Source organism: Nodosilinea nodulosa PCC 7104, assembly GCF_000309385.1.
Classification (GTDB): domain Bacteria; phylum Cyanobacteriota; class Cyanobacteriia; order Phormidesmidales; family Phormidesmidaceae; genus Nodosilinea; species Nodosilinea nodulosa.
Genome location: NZ_JH976537.1, coordinates 2,616,217 through 2,635,813, shown reverse-complemented (window position 1 = coordinate 2,635,813; position 19,597 = coordinate 2,616,217). Strand labels below are relative to the sequence as shown.

The window sequence follows — 19,597 nt, the reverse complement described above, 5'->3', positions numbered from 1 at the left end:
CCCTCCCCACCCCTCCCCAAACCGCGATATACTCCCTTCGACCACTACCCGCAAAGGAATTTCCCGCCCATGGTTGCTGTCGCCATTCTTGCCGCTGGGCGCGGCACCCGCATGAAGTCGAGCCTGCCCAAGGTGCTGCACTCGGTGGGGGGTAAATCGATGGTAGAGCGGGTGATCGACGGACTGGCGGCGCTAAACCCCAGCCACACGCTGATTGTGGTCGGGTTTGGCCAAGATCAGGTCAAAGCCGCCCTGGCCCACATCCCTGGCCTCACCTTTGTGGAGCAAAAAGAGCAGCTTGGCACCGGCCATGCCGTACAGCAGGTCATTCCCTATCTAGAAGGCTTTGACGGCGACCTGCTGGTGCTCAATGGCGATGTGCCGCTGCTGCGCGCCGAGACGATTCAAAATCTGGTCCACACCCATCGGGACAATGGCAACGCTGCCACCCTGCTCACCGCTCAGTTTACCGACCCCACCGGCTACGGTCGGGTCTTCTGCACCGACCAAAATTTGATTACCGAAATCGTCGAGCACCGCGACTGTAGCCCCGCCCAGCGCCAAAATCCCCGCATCAATGCCGGGGTTTACTGCTTTAACTGGGCCAAGCTGATGGCGGTGCTGCCCCACCTCAGCGCCGACAACGACCAGCAGGAGTACTACCTCACCGACGTGGTCAAAGACCTCAGCCCGGCCATGGCCGTGGATGTGGCCGATGGTCAGGAAATTTTCGGCATCAACAGCCGCAAGCAGCTGGCCGAGGCCTACGCCATTCTCCAAGACCGAATTAAGGACCACTGGATGGCCGCTGGCGTCACCCTGATTGACCCCGACAGCACCACCATTGACACCACCGTACAGCTCGAACCCGATGTGGTGATCGAACCCCAAACCCATCTGCGAGGCAAAACCGTCGTGGGCACGGGCAGCCGCCTTGGCCCCGGCAGCCTGATCGAGAACAGCCAGATTGGCGCTCATGCCACGGTGGCCTTTTCGGTGGTGAGCGACAGTACTGTAGGCAGTGGCGCTAGAGTTGGCCCCTACGCTCACCTGCGCGGCACGGCGGTGGTGGGCGACGGCTGCCGCATCGGTAACTTTGTGGAAATCAAAAAATCGACCCTGGGCGCGGGCACCAATGTCGCCCACCTGTCGTACCTGGGCGACGCCACCCTGGGCAACCAGGTCAACGTGGGGGCAGGCACGATTACGGCCAACTACGATGGGTTTAAGAAGCACCCGACCGTGATTGGCGATCGCACCAAAACCGGCTCCAACAGCGTTCTCGTCGCCCCCGTCACCATCGGCAGCGATGTTACCATCGCCGCTGGCTCGGTGGTGCGCAAAGACGCCCCCGACAACTGCCTGGTGGTTTCCCGCGCGCCCCAAAAAAATCACGAAAACTGGCAGCCCAAGCACCTGCGGGAGGAGAGGGGGGAGGAGTAGATGGGTGATGGGGTAGGCAACGTGCAGCTTGCCCACCCTCGCTAAAGCCGTTAAACTCCAGCCTCTTCCAACAGGGGAATCATGTCGGCCCAGGACAGCCCGCGATGCAGATACTGGGGCGCAGCGGGGTTGTAGGGGCCAGCCATGATGTCAATCGCCTTAATGTCTGCCGTTTCGGGCAGCACTGGCACCTCCGGGTCGGCGGCGGTGGGGTGCATCAGCGAACTGGAGAAGCCGCGAAAAATCAGCACCTCGTCTTCCTCACCGTCAATGACAGCCGCGATCCGCAGCACCAGTTGAGGGTACTTCAGGGTGTATTGCTCTAGCCGAAAACCAAAAGTCATCGTGATATTCCCCCACGCCCCCACGCCCAACGCCCCAACGCTCCAACGCTCCAACGCCCCTACGCCCCAACGCCTCACGCCCCCCTACCCTACTGCCTAGTTAATCGCCTGACGCCCCTGCTTACCCAAGCGCACGAACACAAACCAGGCCAGTGAGGCCATATAAAGCACCAGGCCCAAAATGCCAAAGAAACCCAAAAAGCCGTTGGTGTAGCCAGCGTGGAAGTACTCCTTGTACAGCAGCGGTGGCTCTAGCCAAACCTGGCAGTCGGCGGCCCCAAACCTCGCCCCCGAGAAAGCGCAGGGCACAAAGCCCAGCAAAATTGCGCCGCCAATGATGTTGTAGAGGGTGATCGCCCAGCGCCAGGCGCTAAAGATGAGCTTGAGCGCGGAGCCGGGCTGCTCGCGAATTTCTTCGTTGAGATCGACCCAAAACCACAGCGATACCGGAATCAGCACCCGCGCCATTAGCCCGGCCACAAAGCTAATGCTAAAGCCGCCAATCATCAGATAGACGGTAATCATCAGCAGGCTGGCCACCTTCCAGTAGATCGTCAGCAGGTGCTGAATGGCCTCGTTTTTTTGCACAAAGGCCCAGATCAGCAGCACCAGGGGCACCAGCACCGTAAACAAAACGGCGAGGCGGTAGTCAGTCCACACAAGGGCGCGCAGCAGCGAGGGTTCTAGCATAGGGGCGATCGCGATACAGTCCATGGGTTGGCTCTCAGGTCGCCGTCCGCTGTGGGGCCAAACCAATGGCATCCAGTGGCTCGGTTGACAGCGATTGGGGATGAGAGCAGCAGCTATTGAGCCTGGCATCTTGCCAAACCAGCCTATAGCGTAGCATTTGACCCGACCCGACTTCTTTGGGCACCTGTTTTCAAGCCCAGGCTGTGGCGGCCCCGTCGTGGGGCGTGCCCTTAGTCGCGCAGGTTGCCGCGCTGGGCTTTGATCTGGCTGCGCTTGGCTTTGCTGTCGAGCCGCTTGCGCTGGGCGCTTTTGGAAGGCCTGGTGGGTTTGCGCTTTTTGGGGGTAACGGTGACGCTTTGAATCAAAGTCTTGAGGCGCTGGAGGGCGTCTTCTTTGTTTTGCTCCTGGGTGCGATGCTGCTGGGCTTTGATAATAATGACGCCGTCCTGGGTGATGCGGCTGTCGCTGAGGGCCAGCAGGCGCTCTTTGTAGAGGGGCGACAGCGACGAGGCGTGGATGTCGAAGCGCAGGTGAATGGCCGTGGCGACTTTGTTCACGTTTTGGCCCCCCGCCCCCTGGGAGCGAACGGCGCTCAGCTCGATGTCGCTGAGGGGAATGGCGGTGCGTGGGGTAATTTGCAGCATGGCATCGGGCGCGTTTACCTACACCATAGCCCCATCTCCAGCTTAAAAAAACTGAGCCAAAGGCATAGGCGCGATCGCCCAGCCGACTGATTTCACGCCGCAGGTGCAGGCCATGAAGCTATCGCTTCGGGCCGCATCAGGCCGCATCAGGCCGCATCGGGCTATCGCGCCGGGATATTGAGCACGTTGGAAATATCGACCCGCTGAGTCGCATCAATGCCGATTCTGAGCTGGTTGAGTTCGGCCAGTTTGGCATCGACCGAGTGAATGAACCGATTGGTTTGCAGATCTTCAAAGCGATCGGGCGCTTCGGGATCGACGCCCACCCCTTTCTCGGTGGCGACGTAGGTGTGAATGGTGTTGCTCAGGGTCAGGTAGCCCAGGTAAATATCCCGGTTGTTTTGAAAGTTGACTTCGCTTTGCAGCACTCGAGGCAGCTGGTTAAAAAACAGCGCCATGGTCGATAGCAGCGCAAACGAATAGATAAATCGATTGTCCGATTTGTCCCAGCCCTCGCGGCTAATCAAAACGCCCAGGGAGCCTGCGGCAATGCCCAGCACCAGCGATACCATGACCGCCGCTTTGCCCTGGCTGTAGAAGTGTAGCGCCAGTTTGGCGTGCTTTTTGGCACCCCGCTTGGTGGTCTCAAGCTGCTCTAGCAGACGAATTTGCTCGTAGGATTGCTTGCGCAAGGAGAGGGGCGTTTCATCGACCGTTCGCAGCTCCAGGTTTTGGGCGGTCAGGGTGCTGAGCTGCTGAACGGCATCAGCCAGCTCTGGATTGGCATTGTCTGAGGCGGGTTGGGCCTTGGCCAGCTGCTCCCCTAGGGCTTTAGAAACGCGCAGAATTTCTGTCTGGTTGGTCTCTAGGGCCGTCATCCGCCCCTGGTAGGCCTCCGCTTCGGTGTCGAAGTAGGCTTTTTTGTCGAGGATGGCTGCTTCTATGGTGTCAATGGCATTTGAGGGCTGGGTGGCGGAGGCGTCTGACGGCCTGGCATAGGCGGCCTGGGGTAGAGCGAAGCCATTTGGCTGGGGCTGAGCCGATGGCTGGGCGGTGTCGAAGGGTACCGCAAACCACTGTTCGGTACTCTTTTGGGTGACGCTATAGGTGATGCAGTAGCTCGCCAGGCTGCCCAGGACAATGCCCATGCCCAGCCACCAGGAGGGAGTCTTTGCAGCAGTGGACCTGGGCAGCGGGGCGGACTGGGGCTGTGGGGCAGGCTGAGGAATTTGGCAGCTGAGGGATTGGGTCATGGGGTGGGGGGCTAGCGGCAAAGGGGGGCGGTCTAAAGAGAGTTTCTGTCCAAAGAGATCTATCTAAAAAGATCTACAGGGGGATGGTTGCCGATTCCCAGCGGGGTTGGGTGCGGTGGGTCAGGGGCGGCGATGATCTCAGTCACGGAAGGCCGTAGGGGGAAGCAGCACGGGGGCGGCGATCGCGCCCAGGTAAAGCCGCAGCATCCGATGGGGAACGCTTAGCCCAGTCCCTCGCTGAGGAGCCTGGAATCATGTCTGTCAACTCTGCCACCGCCCGCCACCGCCGCAAAGCTGGGCTGGGCCGATGTCGCCATTGGCTGCTGGGGGCGCTGGGCGCGATCGCCCTGATGCTGAGCCTGTCGAGCGGCCTGGTGGCCCAGGGGGGCTATCCGTCCTTCCAAGACCCCTACGTCAACGACTACGGCGCGGTCTTGACTGACACCGAGGCGGCCCAGGTCAAGGCCCAGCTGGCGCAGTTTCGCAGCCAGACGGGGGTGCACGCAGTGCTGCTCACCGTTCACTCCATTCAGGACTACCCGACCGGCGACACCGCCATCCAACCCTTTGCCACCGGCCTGTTTAACACCTGGGGCATTGGCGATGCCGCTCGCAACGACGGCATTTTGCTGCTGGTTGCCCCCGGCGATCGCAAGGTGCGCATCGAGCTGGGCAGCGGCTACGATCGCAGCTACGACCGGGTGGCCCAGGCCATCATTGACGACGCGATGCTGCCCAAGTTCAAGCAGGGGGCCATGGCCCAGGGCATTTTGATCGGAGTCAATGAGATTACCCAAAACTTTGACCCCGCCCAGCCGCCGTCGATCAACCCGGTGCTGGCCTATTTGCCGCTCGATTGGGTTTCGCCCAGAGTGGCGATCGGGGGCGGCCTGGCGGCGGGCGGCGTGGGGGCCTGCTCGGGCCTGTTTGCCCTGGGGCGCTGGCGACGCTACCACAAGCGCCACTGCCCCCAGTGCCAGAGCGCCATGGAGCGCCTCGATGAGCAGGCCGACGATCAGTACCTCAACGCGGGCCAGCGCACCGAAGAGGCGATCAAGTCGGTGGACTACGACGTTTGGCTCTGCCGCAGCTGCGGCCACCACGCTATTTTCGACTACAGCTACTTGGCCTCGGGCTATCAGAATTGCCCCGGCTGCGGCCACAAAACCATGTCGGCAACCAGCCGCACCGTGGTTCAACCCACTTATCACAGCACCGGCACCGCTGAGATTAGCGAGGTGTGCAAGTTTTGCGATCGCACCCACCAATACACCCGCACCCTGCCCAGGCTCGAACCCCCTAGCTCCAGCAGCAGCAGCAGCAGCAGTAGCAGCTCTGGCGGCGGCGGCGGCCACTCCTCGGGCGGTGGGGCGTCGGGCAGCTGGTAAGCCAGGCCCAAAATCAGGGGCAGCGACTTCTAAAAAACCGGCTTGGCCGCAGTCGTTACACTGTGCAAAGCACGCCCCTCCCACCGCAGATCGCAGCTCTGTGATCTCGGCTCTTTTGGGCCTCTTTGAGGACCATTTTGGGCTTGAAGGCGGGTGGTGATGCGAGCTGTATCGACGCTACAGGCCTCCAGCCTATGACCTACAAACCCTCTCTCCATTCCCGTCTGCGGTTCCTGAAGCGATGGTTCGCCCTGGGCTTGGCCCTGCTGCTCGCCTGCGGCATCACCCTGGCCCTAGCCCAACCCAGCCCGGCCCAGTTTTCCCTGCCCGATGGATTTGGCCAGCGGGATGGCAGTGCCCTGCCCAAAGACGTGGTTCGGTTTGGCGATCTGGAGGCCGCCCCGGTGCGATCGCCCCTAGACAACAGCACCCTGTTTACCATCGCCTCTCCCACGGTCTACGATCGCAGCAAAGCGGCGGCGGGCACCCCCGTAGAGCAGCGGGCCAAGCAAATTGAAGATCGCCTGAACCTGGCTATTACCTACCGCACCATGGATCTCAAGACGCTGGTGGTAGCCGTGGCGCGGCTCAACAATGTCACCGTCATCGACGTGCGGGATGATAAATACCCCCGCCCGCTGACCCTGGTTTCGGTAACGGCAAAGGATGCCGACTTCAACGGCAAACCCATCGACGCCCTGGCCGCCGAATGGCGCGATATTCTCAACACCGAAATTCGCAAAGGCATCAAGCAGTATTCCAGCGACGCCATTGTCAGCACGCTTGGCCAATCCCTTCGCGCCCTGTGCTGGATGGTGGTAGCGACCCTCGCCGTCGCCCTGCTCAAGCGTGGCATTGGCCATCGGCAGCGGGTTCTGCGCCAGCACAAGCGCGATCTAGACCCCGCCCCCGCCCAGGAGGCCTTGATTGACCCGCAGCAGACTGTGCCAAAACAGGCCGATACAGAACGCCTGATCCAGCAGCGAACCCATTTTTTAGAGGGGTTAAAGCACACCCTCAACCTGGACCGGCGGCTTGGCCTGTGGAGTTTTTTGCAGTGGCTGCTCTTTTGGCTGCTTGTGCTGATGTGGTACATCGGCGTATTTAAGCTGGCCAACCAGCTGCCGGGCCTGTCCGCCATCAGCGGCTATGTGCTCAGCAAGCCCCTGGAACTTTTGGCCGTGTGGTTCTTTACCGGGCTGGCCATTCGCCTCAGCCGCCGCACCATCGATCGCTTCAAGGCCACCTGGCAAAGCCACGACTTCAGCAGCCTGATTGATATGGGCGACGCCCAGCGCCGCAAGCTGCGCATCTCCACCATTGCCGGGGCGGCCAAGGGTCTGGCCACCGTGCTGATTGCCACCACCGGGCTGCTGGCGGCCCTGGGCCGATTGGGCATTCCCACCGGGTCGGTGCTGGCGATTGGCGGGCTGCTCGGCCTGGCGATTTCCTTTGGCTCCCAGAGTCTGGTCAAAGATCTGGTGAATGGCTTTTTGATTTTGGCCGAAGACCAGTACGCCATCGGCGATGTGATCGACCTGGGCGATACCACCGGGCTGGTGGAAAACCTCAACCTGCGGGTGACCCAGCTGCGCAGCGGCGACGGCGAACTGGTCACTCTGCCCAACAGCGCCATTGTCCAGGTGAAGAACCTGACGCGATCCTGGTCGCGGGTGAACTTTAGCATTGATGTGGCCTACCACACCGACCCGGCCAAGGCGCTCAGGGTGCTGCGGGAGGTGGCCCAGGGCCTCTACGACGACCCCCAGTGGCAAGACAAAATGCTGGTCGCTCCCGATGTGCTGGGCATCGACAGCGTATCCCACCGCGGCATGACCATCACCACCTGGATTCAGACCGCCCCGGCCCAGCAGTGGGCGGTGGGCCGAGAGTTTCGGTTTCGGGTGCGCGAGGCGCTGGAGAAAAACGACATTGAGATTGGTACCCCTCGCCAGACCTATGCCCTGGAGGCGTCTGCTGTCGAGGTCAATGGCCATTCCAGAGAGCGATCTAATCAGGAGAGTTAGCCAGAGGCATCCATCAGGCTTCTGGGCGGGATAGGGAAGCGGCGATCGCGCCCAGCGTATCGGGGTGATCCACCAGCCAGTCGGGCTGGGCCGCCGCCAGAGCCTCGCGGCTGTTGAATCCCCAGGTGACCGAAATAGGACGAATACCCGCAAATCGAGCCGCCTGAATATCGCGCACCTCGTCGCCCACATAGACCGTCTTTTCTGGCATGATCTGATGGCAGTCCAGCCATTTGGCAATTAGCCTGCCCTTGCCAAACAGCGTGCCGCCGCCATCGACGCTGATGAAGCAATTGTCCAGGCCGTGGGCGGCCAGAAACTGATGGACCATGGCAGGGGTATTGGACGTGATTACCGCCAGCGAATAGTTCTGGGCGTGCAGATGCCGAATGGCCGCTGGTATGCCCACACAGGGGGCAATTTGGTCGCTGTGGGCCTGTAGCTCTATCCTCAGGCGGCGCAGCAGCGCAGGAATTTTGAGCACGGGAATGCCCGAATACCGAATTAACTGCCGGGCGCTGAGGCCCTTGAGGGCCTCAACCTCCGCCGGGGGCGTCGGACGGTAGCCAAACTCTGGCGCTAATCGATTCGTAATCTCCACAATGGTTGACAAACTGTCTGCCAAGGTACCGTCAAAGTCAAACAAAAACGTGGTCAAAGTGGACTTACCAAAAACGCCAAAAAAATGCCGGAAAAAACGCCCAAAAAACACCAGACGAGTCAATTGCTGTGCAAGCATGAGGGCTGTGCAAAACTCCCTCGCTTTGGGCTCAATCTATCCGCTCCGCTCAAGCCCCTGCCTCGATTCATCCATCCAAAGACCTGGCATTGAGGACGTCAAACCTGATTCGAGTTTAGCCGGAGAGTTTTGCCTGGGAGAAAACGCCAGCTCCCGAGCTGTACCTGGGTTACTTACTAAATCCTAGAATAATATGCACCCCCGCAGAGAATCTCTGCCCCGCGATCTCAACCAATTGAGGCGGCCCTGAGCGATCGCGTAGCGCCGCCTTACCTAGAGGTTGAGGGCCTGCCGAAGCAAAACCTGATCCTCCGCGCTGACGCTAAAGCGGCCCTTTTCTATATCGCGAATCCAGCTTTGGCTTTTGCCCAGCCGTTCGGCTAGGGCCCGTTGACTGACGTTTTGCTGCTGTCGGGCCGTGCGGATATCCTGCCCCGAAAGCTGCCCTGGCGACGGCCTTCCCTGGGGGCGGCGCTGCCGCTGCTTGGTGATCTTGCCTTTTGCCGTCCGCTGCCATTCCTCAGATAGCTCAAACCCCAGCAAGCGGGCATTCAGCAGCCGCTGCCACTTATCGCGGGGGGCTTTGTCGGTCAGGCTGAGGGCCTGATTGGCATCCTCGGCCCAGAATTCCAGGGCGGCCTCGGCATCGTTGGGAATGTCGGCGACTCTGGCCCAGAGAGGCTGAATATCGGAGGGATAGGTCTCTGGATCGAACTCGGGTTTGAGACCGTAGTAGTAAATGGTTTCCAGATCGCTCTCGAAGCTTTTGAGCAGGCGCTTGTGGGCTCCTCGCACGGTGGTGGCTTCGTGTACCCGCTGTTCGCCATAGGCAATCCGCAGCAGGGTTTTCACGGTTATGCGCTGATCGCTGCCCAGGCGCAGCTTAAACAAAAACCACAGCAACAGCCGCACGGCGCCTTCGTGCTGCTGCCAGTTGCCCATGACTTCTAAGAGTAGCGACTGGGGTAAGGTTCCGTACTGGTAGAACGCGGTATGGCGTCGGTAGTCTCGCTGGTTGAGAAACTGCCTGGCCCACAGGCCTGCCCTCACCGTAAAGCTCAGACCGATCAGGTGGCGCGCCCCCTCACTGTCTTTAGCAAAATAGTACTGGGTATCTTCCAAATGCCAAATTGGGTGCGAATCTAGCCTGAAAGCTGGTACCTTGCCCTGGCGGGGCCAGTCTATCGTTACCAAGATTTGGCAGCACTGGTGGACTAAATCTTTGATCAGCGTGAGCTTTTCAAGTTTGGTCAGATCTTTGCGCTTGTCCAGGCCGAGGTACTGCTCGATGTGCTGGTCATTCAGCACAAAGGGGGTCTCCCAGGGGCAATCGACGGTGGTGATGTAGGCGGCAAAAATGAGGTGGACGCAGGCGGCTCGCAGGTCGAGGTGTTTGGGGTCGAACTCCCCTGGGGTGGGGGGGATAGGTTGGGCGGCAGCGGCCTCAGGGCTGGCGGCCAAATGAAACCGCATTTTTCCCCGGCCCCGGTGCACCGGGCGCTGATAAAACCGATGGCCGCTGGCGTCGGTCTGCCAGGGCAGGGTTTGGCGCTGAGCCAGAATATTGCAGGCTTCCCAAACCACCATGGATGACGCAAACGGGTTGGTCTTGCCATTTAGAAAAATATCGGGAATGGCCGCTGGCAGCAGACTGCTCTTGCAGCGCCCTTTTTTAGGCTGTAGCGGCGCTAGCGAACCGACGCTGCACACCTCAACGCACTGGGGCACTTCCATCTCCTGGCAGCCGTCGCAAAGGGTCGGATCAATCCAGTAGCCGGATTGATTGACGTCTGACTTGATGGCCCCGTGGGGGCACTGAGGTCGACAGCTATCACACAGGATGCAACCGTCTTTGATGGTGTAAACCATAGACCGCAGAAAACGACAGTTTACTTGCTTTGGGGTGCAGTGGAGCAGGCCGCCAGGGCGCTCCAAAATCGTCAGTGTGAAGGCTTCTGCCCGCTGGATTTAAGGAATAACAAGTAAGGGAACGCTCTTTTATGTCACTCGACACTATTTAAGGTTTATTTCATAGTTTTCGGCATAGGGTTCAGTTGGCACTTTTCAGGCCCGAAAAAGGTTGGCGAAATTACGAAAATTAGGCTTGGAAACCCATGAAACCACCATACTATTTCGAACTCAAAACGATTTTTTACATAGCTTTAATTTTCGCACATATTCTGTTACGCAGAGCGGCGACCTGCCCCGTTGGCGCGGCGCTTTTTTGAAACACAAAGAGACAATCTCCTTGCCGTTTTTTAGGGGTTTTTGTGTCGGCTTATACGGAATGTTTGGGGCGAATCTCCGGTAATGGAGGGTAGAGAGTGTGCAAGCTTTATCAACCAGATTTCTGCGGCGATCGCAGGCTAAGAGCGATCGCCCAGGCCGATGGTTTAGGCCCTTCGTTTTGGCTTGCCCGGTGTCTTTCTCCATTAATTTGACCTATTTCTCTGCTGGGCAAAGCCAGCGGCTCCACGGCCCGCTACGGCGGTTTATAGCTGTATTTAAAGTGGCCTGCGGCTCTGCCCCGCAGCCTGCCGGGCTTTGGGCCTGACCTTGGGCGATCGCTGCCGGGGGCGATCGCCGCATCCGCTGATCAATAAGGAGATGCTCCCATGCTGACGCTAACAACGACCGATGCCGGATCGCTGGCAATGACATTTCTCATGGCAGACCTGGAGATTCCTGAAGAGGACCAGGACTTCTTCTCGGTTCTCTCGACCCGCGAGACCGGCAGCGAGTGGTACGCGGTAGAAATTGGGGTCGAAGGTCTGCCCGACAAATGGGTGCTCCAGGTGTTTGACATCGGCCAGTGCGACCCCTGCTACACCTTTGTATCGCCTATGCCCGCCGGGGAAGACGCCGATTTGCAAGAATTCCCCGACCCTATTGCCCGCGCCGTTGCCGTGGAGCGGGCGGGCAACACCCTTTGACCCCCTTACCGTTTCGAATACCCATGCTGCCCCTGCCACCGGAAGATTTGCCGCCTGACGCTCTGTCGGATGCGGATGCTGTTTTGCGCCGCCAGCTAGAGCTGTCCACCAGCCGGTATTTTTTTGAAGCCTGCGAAGGCTCGCTTCAGTCGCTGCTGATGGAGTGTCGCTGGTCCATAAGTCTGGCCAACGTGCCGATGCTCGTAATTTACTGCCCCGACGCGCTGCGAAACTGGCGCGTGCTCAGCCGCCTGACGGCGATCGCGCATTTTTTGGCCAGGTTTAGCCCCCAGGCCAAAATTCGGGTTTACTCGCCGTCGAGCACCGGCGCGCCGCTGGACGTGCGCGTCAATGAACAGGGCGTGCTTTAAAGCCAGTACCAAATCCTATTTTCGGCCTTTATTTCGGCTCACCCGGACGTAGAAGGGAGTGTCCGCGAGGCGCGGCACCCTCGCTAAACGCTGGCCGGGGGAGCTGGCCCTGGGTTGGGCGGGTACGGCGGAGACGGGGGGAGATTCCTGCTCCACAGGGGGCAAAACAAAGACCTGATGCGACTTGAGCCTGATCACTCCGGCTTGAAAATCAACCTGGGTGGAGCCAATGCAGCGCAGGCGATCGCCTGCGCTGACCGAGCGAGTAATGAAAGGGCGCAGTTCCTTCGGCAGGGTGATGGCGATTTGCTCGTCTTCAACGCCGAGCACGATGGCCTTGGGCCTGCTCGAGTTGCCGCCAATGAAACCGAGAAGGGTGCCTTCTAGGTTGAACATGCAGGGGGGGAGGGGGTGGGGTTTGGCATGGTGGGGGTGGGGGTGAGGGGGCGTAGGGCGTGGATGCGTGGGGGCATGGGGGAGATGGGGCGTGGAGCGTGGATGCGTGGATGCGTGGATGCGTGGGGAGGTGGGGGAGATGGGGGAGATGGGGGAGGTGGGGGGGGTGTTCGGCTGGCTGGGTTTTGGTTGTGGGCCGCAGGAGGGCATTTTGCTCCGGCGGGGTAGGGGATTTTGAAGGCTGAATGGCGTTTTTGTTGGGGCTCAATTCAACCGTTTGGCGTTGACGGTCTGGGGCAGTTTCAGCGGTTCGGCAAGTCCGTCAATGGACAGTTCCCAGCCGTTTTCGAGGGTGACAAAGGTGGTGTCGCCGTCACGGTTTTGGCTGACCACATGTTCTTCCAGGTCTTTTTTGGGAACGTAAACCATCAGGGTGCCGTTTTCGCCGCTGTGGAGCATGACTTTCATGGGTGGTTCCTTGGGGGATGGGGGTGTGGGGCGTGGGGGCGTGGGGGCGTGGGGCGTGGGGCGTGGGGGGGCGGATGGGGAGATGGGGGAGATGGGGAGAGCTGTAGATACTGTGTTGGCCCGAGATCGTCAAGGGACAGCCAAGGCCGATTTTTGGGGTTTCAGCTTTTCAGGATCGTAGAGTTGACCTGAGGACAACACGCCGTAGACGATACGAATGAGCTTGTGCATAGCAGCGCCGATAATCGCCATTTTGGTTTTGCCCGCCGCCGTTAGGCGCTCACACCAAGGGTGAAGTTCTCGGGCATGGCGCAGGAAGGCGATGGCCGGGAAATACAGCGCTTTTCGCATGCGGGCATTGCCAATCTTGCAGAGTCGGGTTTTGCCCTGCACTGATGTGCCAGAGGTATGTTCTTGGGGCGTTAACCCCGCATAGGCAGCGAGCTGACGAGCGGAGGTAAAGGCATGAATATCGCCGATTTCAGCCAGCAGCCGGGCGGCGGTATCGGGGCCGATGCCCACGATGGAGACCAGCAAGTCCGCCTGGGCCTGCAAGTGCTCATGGCTCTGGATATGACTGCGCAGCTGCTTTTTTAACGCCTTGACCTGGGCTTCGAGGAAGGTGATGTGGGCTTGAATATCAGACTTTAGCGCGTCGGAACTGATGGCCAAGCGGTTCTTCTCCTGGGTCAGCATGTGGGTGAGGGCATCGAGACGGCGGGTGTACTCTTGTAGCGTTTGGATGTCCGCTGATGACGGTTGCCAGGCACTGGGCTTGAGGTCACGGCAGAACTGGGCAATCAGCGTAGCATCAGGGCGATCAGCTTTGGTGCGCTTGAGTTGGCTTTTGGCGTAGCCGTGAATCCGCACCGGGTTGACAATGCTGACCCGGTAGCCCTGCTGGTGGAGCGCTGTCGCTACACCATGGCCATATATACTGGTCGCCTCTAGGCATACATGGGCCGTCTTCACCCCGGCCTCGATTAACCACGCCTGCAAGGCGGCATAACCCACTTCGGTGTTATCAAAGGTCTGATACTGGGGTTTGGCACGCTCTGGAAATAGAATCGCCACATGTAAGGTGGCTTTGCTCACATCAATGCCAACGGGAATCAGGTTTTGAGTCATGGTTCGATACTCCTGATGACGGCAAGGGGGCAGATCGCTCTCAGCGCTATCCTTGTTATCCAGCTTGGGAATCTCAGGACTCCCTAATATACTGTCCAGTCTGCTGGCGGCAATCTAGGTCAATGAAAGGGGGAGGCTCTTGTTCTACATAGCAAGCTCCAAAGGGCTTTAGGGTGCGTCCAGAGTCACTCCTAGGTCTATTTTGGGCCAAACCTTACATACAAGGGTGGGTTAGGCCGTAGGTTCCTTGGGCTACGGGCTGGAAAAGTTGGGGATGGGCCGTAACCCGCCGGAGGGCGTGGGGGAGAGTTAAAGGGTGGGTTAGGTTGTAGGTTTATTGGGTTGGGGGTTGAAAATTTAGGGATGGGCGGTAAACCTGTTGGAGGGCGTTGCGCGGTATTGGAGAAGCTGTACCCACTTCTCAACATTGCATGGCGATCGCTGCGTCGGCGGTGAGGGTCAGCAGTTCGTCGGGGGTAAGGCTGCGCTTGAGCTGGGTGGAGCGATCGCGCACGGCATTCAAGAGCGATTGACTGCGATCGGCGTCGAGCTGGATGCCGTAGTTCTGGAGAACTGTGTTGAGCAGGCTCCGCCCAGAGTGCTTACCGACGACCAGGCGGCGCTGACTGCCGACTTCTTTGGGGTCAAAGGGTTCGTAGGTGCTGGGATTTTGCAGAATGCCGTGGGCGTGAATGCCCGATTCGTGGGCGAAGGTATTTTCGCCGACGATGGCTTTCCAGGGGGGCACCGGGCAGTTTACGGCCTTGGCGACAAAGCGAGACAGTTCTAGAAAGTGCTGGGTCTGCACGCCGGTTTTGATGCCGTAGATCTGCTTCAGGGTCATGACGACTTCCTCCAGCGCCGCGTTTCCGGCCCGCTCTCCCAGCCCGTTGACCGTGGTGTTGACGGAGGCGGCGCCAGCGCGAATGCCAGCCAGAGCGTTGGCGGTAGCCAGGCCCAGGTCGTTGTGGGTGTGCATTTCGACGGGAATTTGGAGGGAATTGACCAGTCTTTGCACTTTTTCAAAGGTAGTGAAGGGGTCGAGGATGCCTACGGTGTCGCAGAAGCGAAACCGAAAGGCTCCCCATTCCTGGGCAAACTGGGCGGCATCGATGAGAAAGGTTTCGTCGGCACGGGAGCTGTCTTCGCCCCCGACGCTGACCTCCAAGCCGTGGTCGCGGGCAAAGTTGATCGCATCTCGCAGGTGCTCCAGCATTTTGGCCCAGCGACCCTGAAATTTCACCTGGATCTGCATGTCGGATACGGGAATGGAAATGTGGACGCGCTTCAGACCGCAGTGGATGGAGGCCTGAATATCGGCTAGGACGGCGCGGTTCCAGCCCAGCAGATGGGCGTTGAGGCCGAGGTCAGCGATCGCGCGAATGGCTCTGGCTTCATCTTGCCCCATGGCGGGAATGCCAACCTCAAGTTCTTGCACACCAATGGCGTCGAGAAACTTAGCGATCGCAACTTTTTCGTCTAGTCCAAAGGCCACACCGGCCGCCTGTTCGCCGTCGCGCAGGGTGGTGTCGTTGATGTAGATCGAGGGTGGGGGTGTCATGGCGGATTTTGGGGGGGTGGGGGGCGTGGGGGAGAGGGGGAGAGGGGGAGAGGGGGCGTGGGGGCGTGGAGGCGTGGGGGCGTGGAGGAGATGGCTAGGAAGGGGAGCGGTGGAGGAGAGCCTGGATTCTTGCTTCGTGCTGCTTGGCCGCCAGTTCTTTGAGATAGGCCTGATCGGAGGCAATAATTCGATTCAAGAAAATTTGCTGTACCCAGGCCAGAGAAAAGATGAAGCCAACGATGGTCAAGGTAGAAAGCATGGGGGTAGTTCCTTAAAGAAAGAGACAAAAGCGGAGTTGATATCGACTCGCGGGGGGCTTCCCGTGGGGCCGATACAGGGAATTTTTGGCTTTTCAAGTGTGCTGCCAGGTTGACGGGCGATCGCCCCACAGGGCAGGGCTTCGACCCTCGTGCGGTGCGGAGACAAGGCGCTCCCAGGGTGGAGAGACAGAGGCAGACTTATGCATGGGAAGAACGCTCCAGGCATGCAGGGGATGGGCGAGATAGGGCTTTAACTTGCGCTTCCAGGGCTTCAATGCGATCTATCACCAGGCGCAGGGATTGGGCATCGGCATCGGGCAGCTGATTGTGGTCCAGAGGGGCCAATGTGGTATTGCAGCGGCACACATTGCGGCTGGGAATGCCGACGGCGGTGCAATTGGCCGGTACATCCTTCAATACAACCGAGCCTGCACCGATGCGGGCAAAGTCACCAACCTGGATGTTGCCGAGGATTTTTGCGCCGGTGCCAATGACCACCCGACTGCCTACGGTGGGGTGGCGCTTGCCGGTTTCTTTGCCGGTGCCGCCCAGGGTTACCCCCTGGTAAACCAGAGTGTAATCGCCGACGATGGCGGTTTCTCCAATCACCACCCCCATGCCGTGGTCAATGAAGACACCCTTGCCCAGGCGGGCGCCGGGGTGAATTTCAATGCCGGTAAACAGCCGTGACAGGTGCGAGATAAACCGGGGCAAGAAGGCTACATCGCGGTTGTGGAGCCAGTGGGCCAGGCGGTGGGCGGCGATCGCGTGTAAACCCGGATAGCAGCACAGCACCTCTAGCCAGTTGCGGGCCGCCGGATCGCGCTTAAAGATAATGGCAAAATCTTCAATCAGCGGCAGCCGCTGGCCCAGAACCTCAAAGGAGGGCAGCCAGCGTTGAACAGAAAACCTAAGCAGGGATAGGGACATGGCACCGTGGGGGCTGCGTTTCCCTGCTTATAGCAATAGGGATTTGAACCAGGCGATCGCCGAGTTCAAATCCGAATTACTAGAACTATTAGCCCTGTACTCAACCCTTAAAATGACGAGTTTTCAAGGGTTAAAAAATACTTTAGGGATGGGGTACAGGTATTTTGCGGCATAGGTACAGTCATTTCGGCCCCTGGGTACGAGCAATATGTACTCAGGGAAAAGCCCTGTCAGCGCAGCACATGAGGCCATTTTGCCGATCCTGAGAAAACAGAGCTGCCTGTACTCAGGCCCCAGGAGGTTTAGCCTCAGATCCATACTCTCACAAAGAAAGTGTAGCCGATTTTGCAAAACAAACCCTGTTTGATTCAGCAATCCTTAACAAAGGCAAAATTGGGCAAAGCAACGACCTGGCGACTCTAAAATCAGCACCATTTCACCCCCAATCCTATCTATTTGCAATACTTAACAAAAAACCGTAGCGTTTGCAACCTTTGAAAAATAAAAGTGAAAAATCCGATACAGAATATTTTTTTAAGCCCTAAATGACCTATTCTCTTTTGTATCAAAATTATCAAAGTGGCCTAATTTGAGTACTCAAGAAATTGTACTCAAAACGCTGTTTCAAAAGCACCAATGCTTTGCCTGGTAAGTCATTAGGGTAAAGCCAGAAGCACCGGGCAGGGGTGAGTAAATACCAGCCGCTGGCCTTGAAAAGGCTAGCCCCCCTATCCTGTAAAAAAAAATAGAGTCTTGGTTTTCAAGGGTTTTGGCCTTTGAGTACACCGCTAATCATTCAATAAACCCTATCTCCGCACCGACTCCAGGCTTTTTGAGAAGGGTTGCTATAACTCTTTCAACGCCGAGCGCCGAATCTTTGAGGTTGTTCGGAAAGCACGTCATCAGCTTTGGCTCAGCTAGAGCAAACCGATCTCAAGCCCAGCTTCCAAAATGTATTTCCAACAGGAAAGACTACACCTTTGGGTCGGGCAGAGATTAAACCAGCGATGATTTGTCTTTTCGATCGCAGCCTGCTCAGCTCCAGAGCGATTTCAGGCCTATCTGCTGATTGGATCGTCCCTATATTCTTCCGAAGAGCAACGGACGCATTCCCCACCTGTATACCTAAAAATTGCGCTGGAGCTTGCCACGGTTCGGTTTATCGGATTGTTTAACCACACTCTCCAAACCCTTCGGCGTTGCGTTGCAGTCATCAAAAAATCAGTTCTTCTGCCCAGTAGGCAGACTTAGAACCCCTCCACCTGGGCTTACAGGTTTGATGCAGACAATGCAGCGCCGCTCTTTCTAATTTGGGCAGGTGTGGTGAATAAATCCCAAGGCAAAATTCAGTTCTTCTTCAAATGGTCTGAGTTGGTTTGTCCAGTTGCTTAACCCTTCCCCCGCTGCTTGAAGCTTTGCCCTTTACCCCCCCAAACCCATGACGCCACCGCCATTCACTGCCCTTGCTTCCGCGCCTGCTGCGACGCCCGAGCTGGACATTACCCTGACCAAAACCCAAGTTAAGGTGAAAAAGTCTGGCGGTGACTGTGGCTGTAGCACCAAAAACGATGCGGCTACGGGACTCAGCGAAGCCATGCAGGCCCGCATCGAAAAGCACCCCTGCTACAGCGAAGAGGCCCACCACCACTACGCCCGCATGCACGTTGCCGTAGCCCCCGCATGCAACATCCAGTGCAACTACTGCAACCGCAAGTACGACTGCGCCAACGAAAGCCGTCCCGGCGTGGTCAGCGAACTGCTCACCCCCGAGGAAGCCGCCCACAAAGTCCTTGTTGTAGCGGGCAAAATTCCCCAAATGACGGTGCTGGGCATTGCTGGCCCCGGTGACCCCCTGGCCAACCCCGAGAAAACCTTCCGCACCTTTGAGCTAATTGCCGAGCAGGCCCCCGATATCAAACTCTGCCTGTCGACCAACGGGCTGATGCTGCCCGATTATGTCGATCGCATCAAAGCCCTCAACGTCGATCACGTCACCATCACCCTCAATATGGTGGACCCTAAAATTGGCGAAAAAATCTACCCCTGGGTGCACTACCGCCGCAAGCGCTACCGGGGCATTGAAGGGGTCAAAATTCTTCACGAGCGGCAGATGGAAGGCTTGCAGGCCCTGCAAGAAGCCGACATTCTCTGCAAAGTCAATTCGGTTCTCATTCCCGGCGTCAACGATGAGCACATGCCGGAAGTGAACGCTGCAATCCGAGAGCGGGGGGCGTTTCTGCACAACATCATGCCCCTGATCTCGGCCCCGGAGCACGGCACCTACTTTGGCTTGAACGGCCAGCGCGGCCCCAACCCCAGGGAGCTGAAAGCTGTTCAAGACAAGTGCTCCGGCAATATGAAGCTGATGCGCCACTGCCGCCAGTGCCGCGCTGACGCCGTGGGCCTCTTAGGCGAAGACCGCAGCCAGGAATTCACCAAAGAGAAGTTCATGGAAATGTCGGCGGACTACAGCCTGGAAACCCGCCAGGCCGTTCATCTCAGCATTGAGCAGACTCGGGCTGCGGTGGCGGAGAAGAAACAGGCCGCTGTTTCCGGCATCCATGCTGTTCCAGATTCTCCCAAGGTGCTCGTTGCGGTGGCTACCAAGGGCGGCGGGCTGGTGAACCAGCACTTCGGTCACGCCAAGGAATTCATGATTTACGAAGTGGATGCCACGGAAGCCAAGTTCATTGGCCACCGCAAGGTCGCCGACTACTGCCAGGGCGGCTACGGCGAAGAGGCGGCGCTGGAGGGCATCATTCGCACCATCGCCGATTGCAGAGCCATTCTGGCGGCGAAAGTTGGCCCCTGCCCCCAAAAGGAACTGCAAAAAGCAGGCCTGACGGTGGTAGAAGCCTACGACGTGATCGAGACCGTGGCCCGCCATTTCTACGACGAGCATGTGTTGACGGCTTAGGGCACGGAGGGGCTAGGGCACTTTCTAATTTCCTATGAAGCTGTTCTACCCCCCTGCTCCATCGCTCCGCTGCTCCCCTGCCTGGACACCCTAATAACGAGGAAC

At 58.6% G+C, this 19,597-nt stretch carries 18 protein-coding genes; 6 read left to right on the top strand and 12 right to left on the bottom strand.

Features of this window, described 5'->3' with window-relative positions:
• Nucleotides 1–69 precede the first annotated feature (69 nt).
• Complete coding sequence (gene glmU / locus LEPTO7104_RS0112250) at nucleotides 70–1,443, top strand: bifunctional UDP-N-acetylglucosamine diphosphorylase/glucosamine-1-phosphate N-acetyltransferase GlmU (RefSeq protein ID WP_017298870.1); 1,374 nt, start codon at nucleotides 70–72, stop codon at nucleotides 1,441–1,443.
• A gap of 50 nt (nucleotides 1,444–1,493) precedes the next feature.
• Here the strand turns inward: glmU and LEPTO7104_RS0112245 are convergent, their stop codons facing one another.
• The 4 genes from LEPTO7104_RS0112245 to LEPTO7104_RS0112230 all read right to left on the bottom strand — a co-directional run bounded on the left by LEPTO7104_RS0112245 (nucleotide 1,494) and on the right by LEPTO7104_RS0112230 (nucleotide 4,374).
• Nucleotides 1,494–1,787, bottom strand: coding sequence for a DUF7734 family protein (locus LEPTO7104_RS0112245; protein ID WP_017298869.1), 294 nt, complete (start codon nucleotides 1,785–1,787; stop codon nucleotides 1,494–1,496).
• A 96-nt stretch (nucleotides 1,788–1,883) separates the two neighbouring features.
• The gene (locus tag LEPTO7104_RS0112240; protein ID WP_017298868.1) at nucleotides 1,884–2,501 is read right to left on the bottom strand and encodes a DUF3177 family protein; all 618 of its coding nucleotides are present in this window, start codon (nucleotides 2,499–2,501) and stop codon (nucleotides 1,884–1,886) included.
• Between the two features lie 206 nt (nucleotides 2,502–2,707).
• Entirely contained in the window at nucleotides 2,708–3,121 is a 414-nt protein-coding gene (gene arfB / locus LEPTO7104_RS0112235; protein ID WP_017298867.1) for an alternative ribosome rescue aminoacyl-tRNA hydrolase ArfB, read from the bottom strand.
• Nucleotides 3,122–3,282: 161 nt separating this feature from the next.
• Nucleotides 3,283–4,374, bottom strand: coding sequence for a hypothetical protein (locus LEPTO7104_RS0112230; RefSeq protein WP_017298866.1), 1,092 nt, complete (start codon nucleotides 4,372–4,374; stop codon nucleotides 3,283–3,285).
• 254 nt (nucleotides 4,375–4,628) lie between these two features.
• On the opposite strand from LEPTO7104_RS0112230, the gene LEPTO7104_RS0112225 reads away from it, so the two are divergent.
• Together LEPTO7104_RS0112225 and LEPTO7104_RS0112220 are read left to right on the top strand one after the other, a co-directional pair.
• Complete coding sequence (locus LEPTO7104_RS0112225) at nucleotides 4,629–5,762, top strand: TPM domain-containing protein (RefSeq protein ID WP_017298865.1); 1,134 nt, start codon at nucleotides 4,629–4,631, stop codon at nucleotides 5,760–5,762.
• A gap of 194 nt (nucleotides 5,763–5,956) precedes the next feature.
• Nucleotides 5,957–7,789, top strand: coding sequence for a mechanosensitive ion channel family protein (locus LEPTO7104_RS0112220; protein WP_017298864.1), 1,833 nt, complete (start codon nucleotides 5,957–5,959; stop codon nucleotides 7,787–7,789).
• Nucleotides 7,790–7,802: 13 nt separating this feature from the next.
• On the opposite strand, the gene LEPTO7104_RS33620 is transcribed toward LEPTO7104_RS0112220, so the two are convergent.
• Together LEPTO7104_RS33620 and LEPTO7104_RS0112210 are read right to left on the bottom strand one after the other, a co-directional pair.
• The gene (locus LEPTO7104_RS33620) at nucleotides 7,803–8,447 is read right to left on the bottom strand and encodes an HAD hydrolase-like protein (protein WP_040696579.1); all 645 of its coding nucleotides are present in this window, start codon (nucleotides 8,445–8,447) and stop codon (nucleotides 7,803–7,805) included.
• A 354-nt stretch (nucleotides 8,448–8,801) separates the two neighbouring features.
• Nucleotides 8,802–10,397 carry a helix-turn-helix domain-containing protein gene (locus LEPTO7104_RS0112210; RefSeq protein ID WP_017298862.1) on the bottom strand — a complete coding sequence of 532 codons (1,596 nt, stop codon included), beginning with the start codon at nucleotides 10,395–10,397 and terminating at the stop codon, nucleotides 8,802–8,804.
• A 746-nt stretch (nucleotides 10,398–11,143) separates the two neighbouring features.
• Between LEPTO7104_RS0112210 and LEPTO7104_RS0112205 the strand changes: the two genes are divergently transcribed.
• Entirely contained in the window at nucleotides 11,144–11,461 is a 318-nt protein-coding gene (locus LEPTO7104_RS0112205; RefSeq protein ID WP_017298861.1) for a hypothetical protein, read from the top strand.
• 23 nt (nucleotides 11,462–11,484) lie between these two features.
• On the top strand, nucleotides 11,485–11,832 hold the full coding sequence (locus LEPTO7104_RS0112200) for a hypothetical protein (protein ID WP_017298860.1): 348 nt from the start codon (nucleotides 11,485–11,487) through the stop codon (nucleotides 11,830–11,832).
• Between the two features lie 15 nt (nucleotides 11,833–11,847).
• Here LEPTO7104_RS0112200 and LEPTO7104_RS36900 read toward each other — a convergent pair whose 3' ends face one another.
• The 6 genes from LEPTO7104_RS36900 to cysE all read right to left on the bottom strand — a co-directional run bounded on the left by LEPTO7104_RS36900 (nucleotide 11,848) and on the right by cysE (nucleotide 16,575).
• Nucleotides 11,848–12,228 carry a hypothetical protein gene (locus tag LEPTO7104_RS36900; RefSeq protein ID WP_017298859.1) on the bottom strand — a complete coding sequence of 127 codons (381 nt, stop codon included), beginning with the start codon at nucleotides 12,226–12,228 and terminating at the stop codon, nucleotides 11,848–11,850.
• A 264-nt stretch (nucleotides 12,229–12,492) separates the two neighbouring features.
• Entirely contained in the window at nucleotides 12,493–12,696 is a 204-nt protein-coding gene (gene nifT / locus LEPTO7104_RS0112190; RefSeq protein ID WP_017298858.1) for a putative nitrogen fixation protein NifT, read from the bottom strand.
• Nucleotides 12,697–12,825: 129 nt separating this feature from the next.
• A complete protein-coding gene (locus tag LEPTO7104_RS0112185; protein ID WP_017298187.1) occupies nucleotides 12,826–13,824 on the bottom strand; it encodes an IS110 family transposase in 999 nt (332 codons plus the stop codon).
• Nucleotides 13,825–14,245: 421 nt separating this feature from the next.
• Nucleotides 14,246–15,385, bottom strand: coding sequence for a homocitrate synthase (gene nifV / locus LEPTO7104_RS0112180; protein WP_017298857.1), 1,140 nt, complete (start codon nucleotides 15,383–15,385; stop codon nucleotides 14,246–14,248).
• A gap of 94 nt (nucleotides 15,386–15,479) precedes the next feature.
• A complete protein-coding gene (locus LEPTO7104_RS40055) occupies nucleotides 15,480–15,644 on the bottom strand; it encodes a hypothetical protein (protein ID WP_155523611.1) in 165 nt (54 codons plus the stop codon).
• Nucleotides 15,645–15,843: 199 nt separating this feature from the next.
• Nucleotides 15,844–16,575 (bottom strand): serine O-acetyltransferase, encoded by a 732-nt coding sequence (gene cysE, locus LEPTO7104_RS0112170; protein ID WP_017298855.1) that lies wholly within the window; start codon nucleotides 16,573–16,575, stop codon nucleotides 15,844–15,846.
• Between the two features lie 1,438 nt (nucleotides 16,576–18,013).
• Between cysE and nifB the strand changes: the two genes are divergently transcribed.
• Nucleotides 18,014–19,492 carry a nitrogenase cofactor biosynthesis protein NifB gene (gene nifB / locus LEPTO7104_RS0112160; protein ID WP_017298853.1) on the top strand — a complete coding sequence of 493 codons (1,479 nt, stop codon included), beginning with the start codon at nucleotides 18,014–18,016 and terminating at the stop codon, nucleotides 19,490–19,492.
• Nucleotides 19,493–19,597 lie beyond the last annotated feature (105 nt).

What these genes read in the sequence shown, in the direction of transcription:
- glmU (WP_017298870.1), top strand. Translation starts at nt 70, where the DNA reads ATGGTTGCTGTCGCCATTCTTGCCGCTGGGCGCGGCACCCGCATGAAG.
- LEPTO7104_RS0112245 (WP_017298869.1), bottom strand. Translation starts at nt 1,787, where the DNA reads ATGACTTTTGGTTTTCGGCTAGAGCAATACACCCTGAAGTACCCTCAA.
- LEPTO7104_RS0112240 (WP_017298868.1), bottom strand. Translation starts at nt 2,501, where the DNA reads ATGGACTGTATCGCGATCGCCCCTATGCTAGAACCCTCGCTGCTGCGC.
- arfB (WP_017298867.1), bottom strand. Translation starts at nt 3,121, where the DNA reads ATGCTGCAAATTACCCCACGCACCGCCATTCCCCTCAGCGACATCGAG.
- LEPTO7104_RS0112230 (WP_017298866.1), bottom strand. Translation starts at nt 4,374, where the DNA reads ATGACCCAATCCCTCAGCTGCCAAATTCCTCAGCCTGCCCCACAGCCC.
- LEPTO7104_RS0112225 (WP_017298865.1), top strand. Translation starts at nt 4,629, where the DNA reads ATGTCTGTCAACTCTGCCACCGCCCGCCACCGCCGCAAAGCTGGGCTG.
- LEPTO7104_RS0112220 (WP_017298864.1), top strand. Translation starts at nt 5,957, where the DNA reads ATGACCTACAAACCCTCTCTCCATTCCCGTCTGCGGTTCCTGAAGCGA.
- LEPTO7104_RS0112210 (WP_017298862.1), bottom strand. Translation starts at nt 10,397, where the DNA reads ATGGTTTACACCATCAAAGACGGTTGCATCCTGTGTGATAGCTGTCGA.
- LEPTO7104_RS0112205 (WP_017298861.1), top strand. Translation starts at nt 11,144, where the DNA reads ATGCTGACGCTAACAACGACCGATGCCGGATCGCTGGCAATGACATTT.
- LEPTO7104_RS0112200 (WP_017298860.1), top strand. Translation starts at nt 11,485, where the DNA reads ATGCTGCCCCTGCCACCGGAAGATTTGCCGCCTGACGCTCTGTCGGAT.
- LEPTO7104_RS36900 (WP_017298859.1), bottom strand. Translation starts at nt 12,228, where the DNA reads ATGTTCAACCTAGAAGGCACCCTTCTCGGTTTCATTGGCGGCAACTCG.
- nifT (WP_017298858.1), bottom strand. Translation starts at nt 12,696, where the DNA reads ATGAAAGTCATGCTCCACAGCGGCGAAAACGGCACCCTGATGGTTTAC.
- LEPTO7104_RS0112185 (WP_017298187.1), bottom strand. Translation starts at nt 13,824, where the DNA reads ATGACTCAAAACCTGATTCCCGTTGGCATTGATGTGAGCAAAGCCACC.
- nifV (WP_017298857.1), bottom strand. Translation starts at nt 15,385, where the DNA reads ATGACACCCCCACCCTCGATCTACATCAACGACACCACCCTGCGCGAC.
- LEPTO7104_RS40055 (WP_155523611.1), bottom strand. Translation starts at nt 15,644, where the DNA reads ATGCTTTCTACCTTGACCATCGTTGGCTTCATCTTTTCTCTGGCCTGG.
- cysE (WP_017298855.1), bottom strand. Translation starts at nt 16,575, where the DNA reads ATGTCCCTATCCCTGCTTAGGTTTTCTGTTCAACGCTGGCTGCCCTCC.
- nifB (WP_017298853.1), top strand. Translation starts at nt 18,014, where the DNA reads ATGACGCCACCGCCATTCACTGCCCTTGCTTCCGCGCCTGCTGCGACG.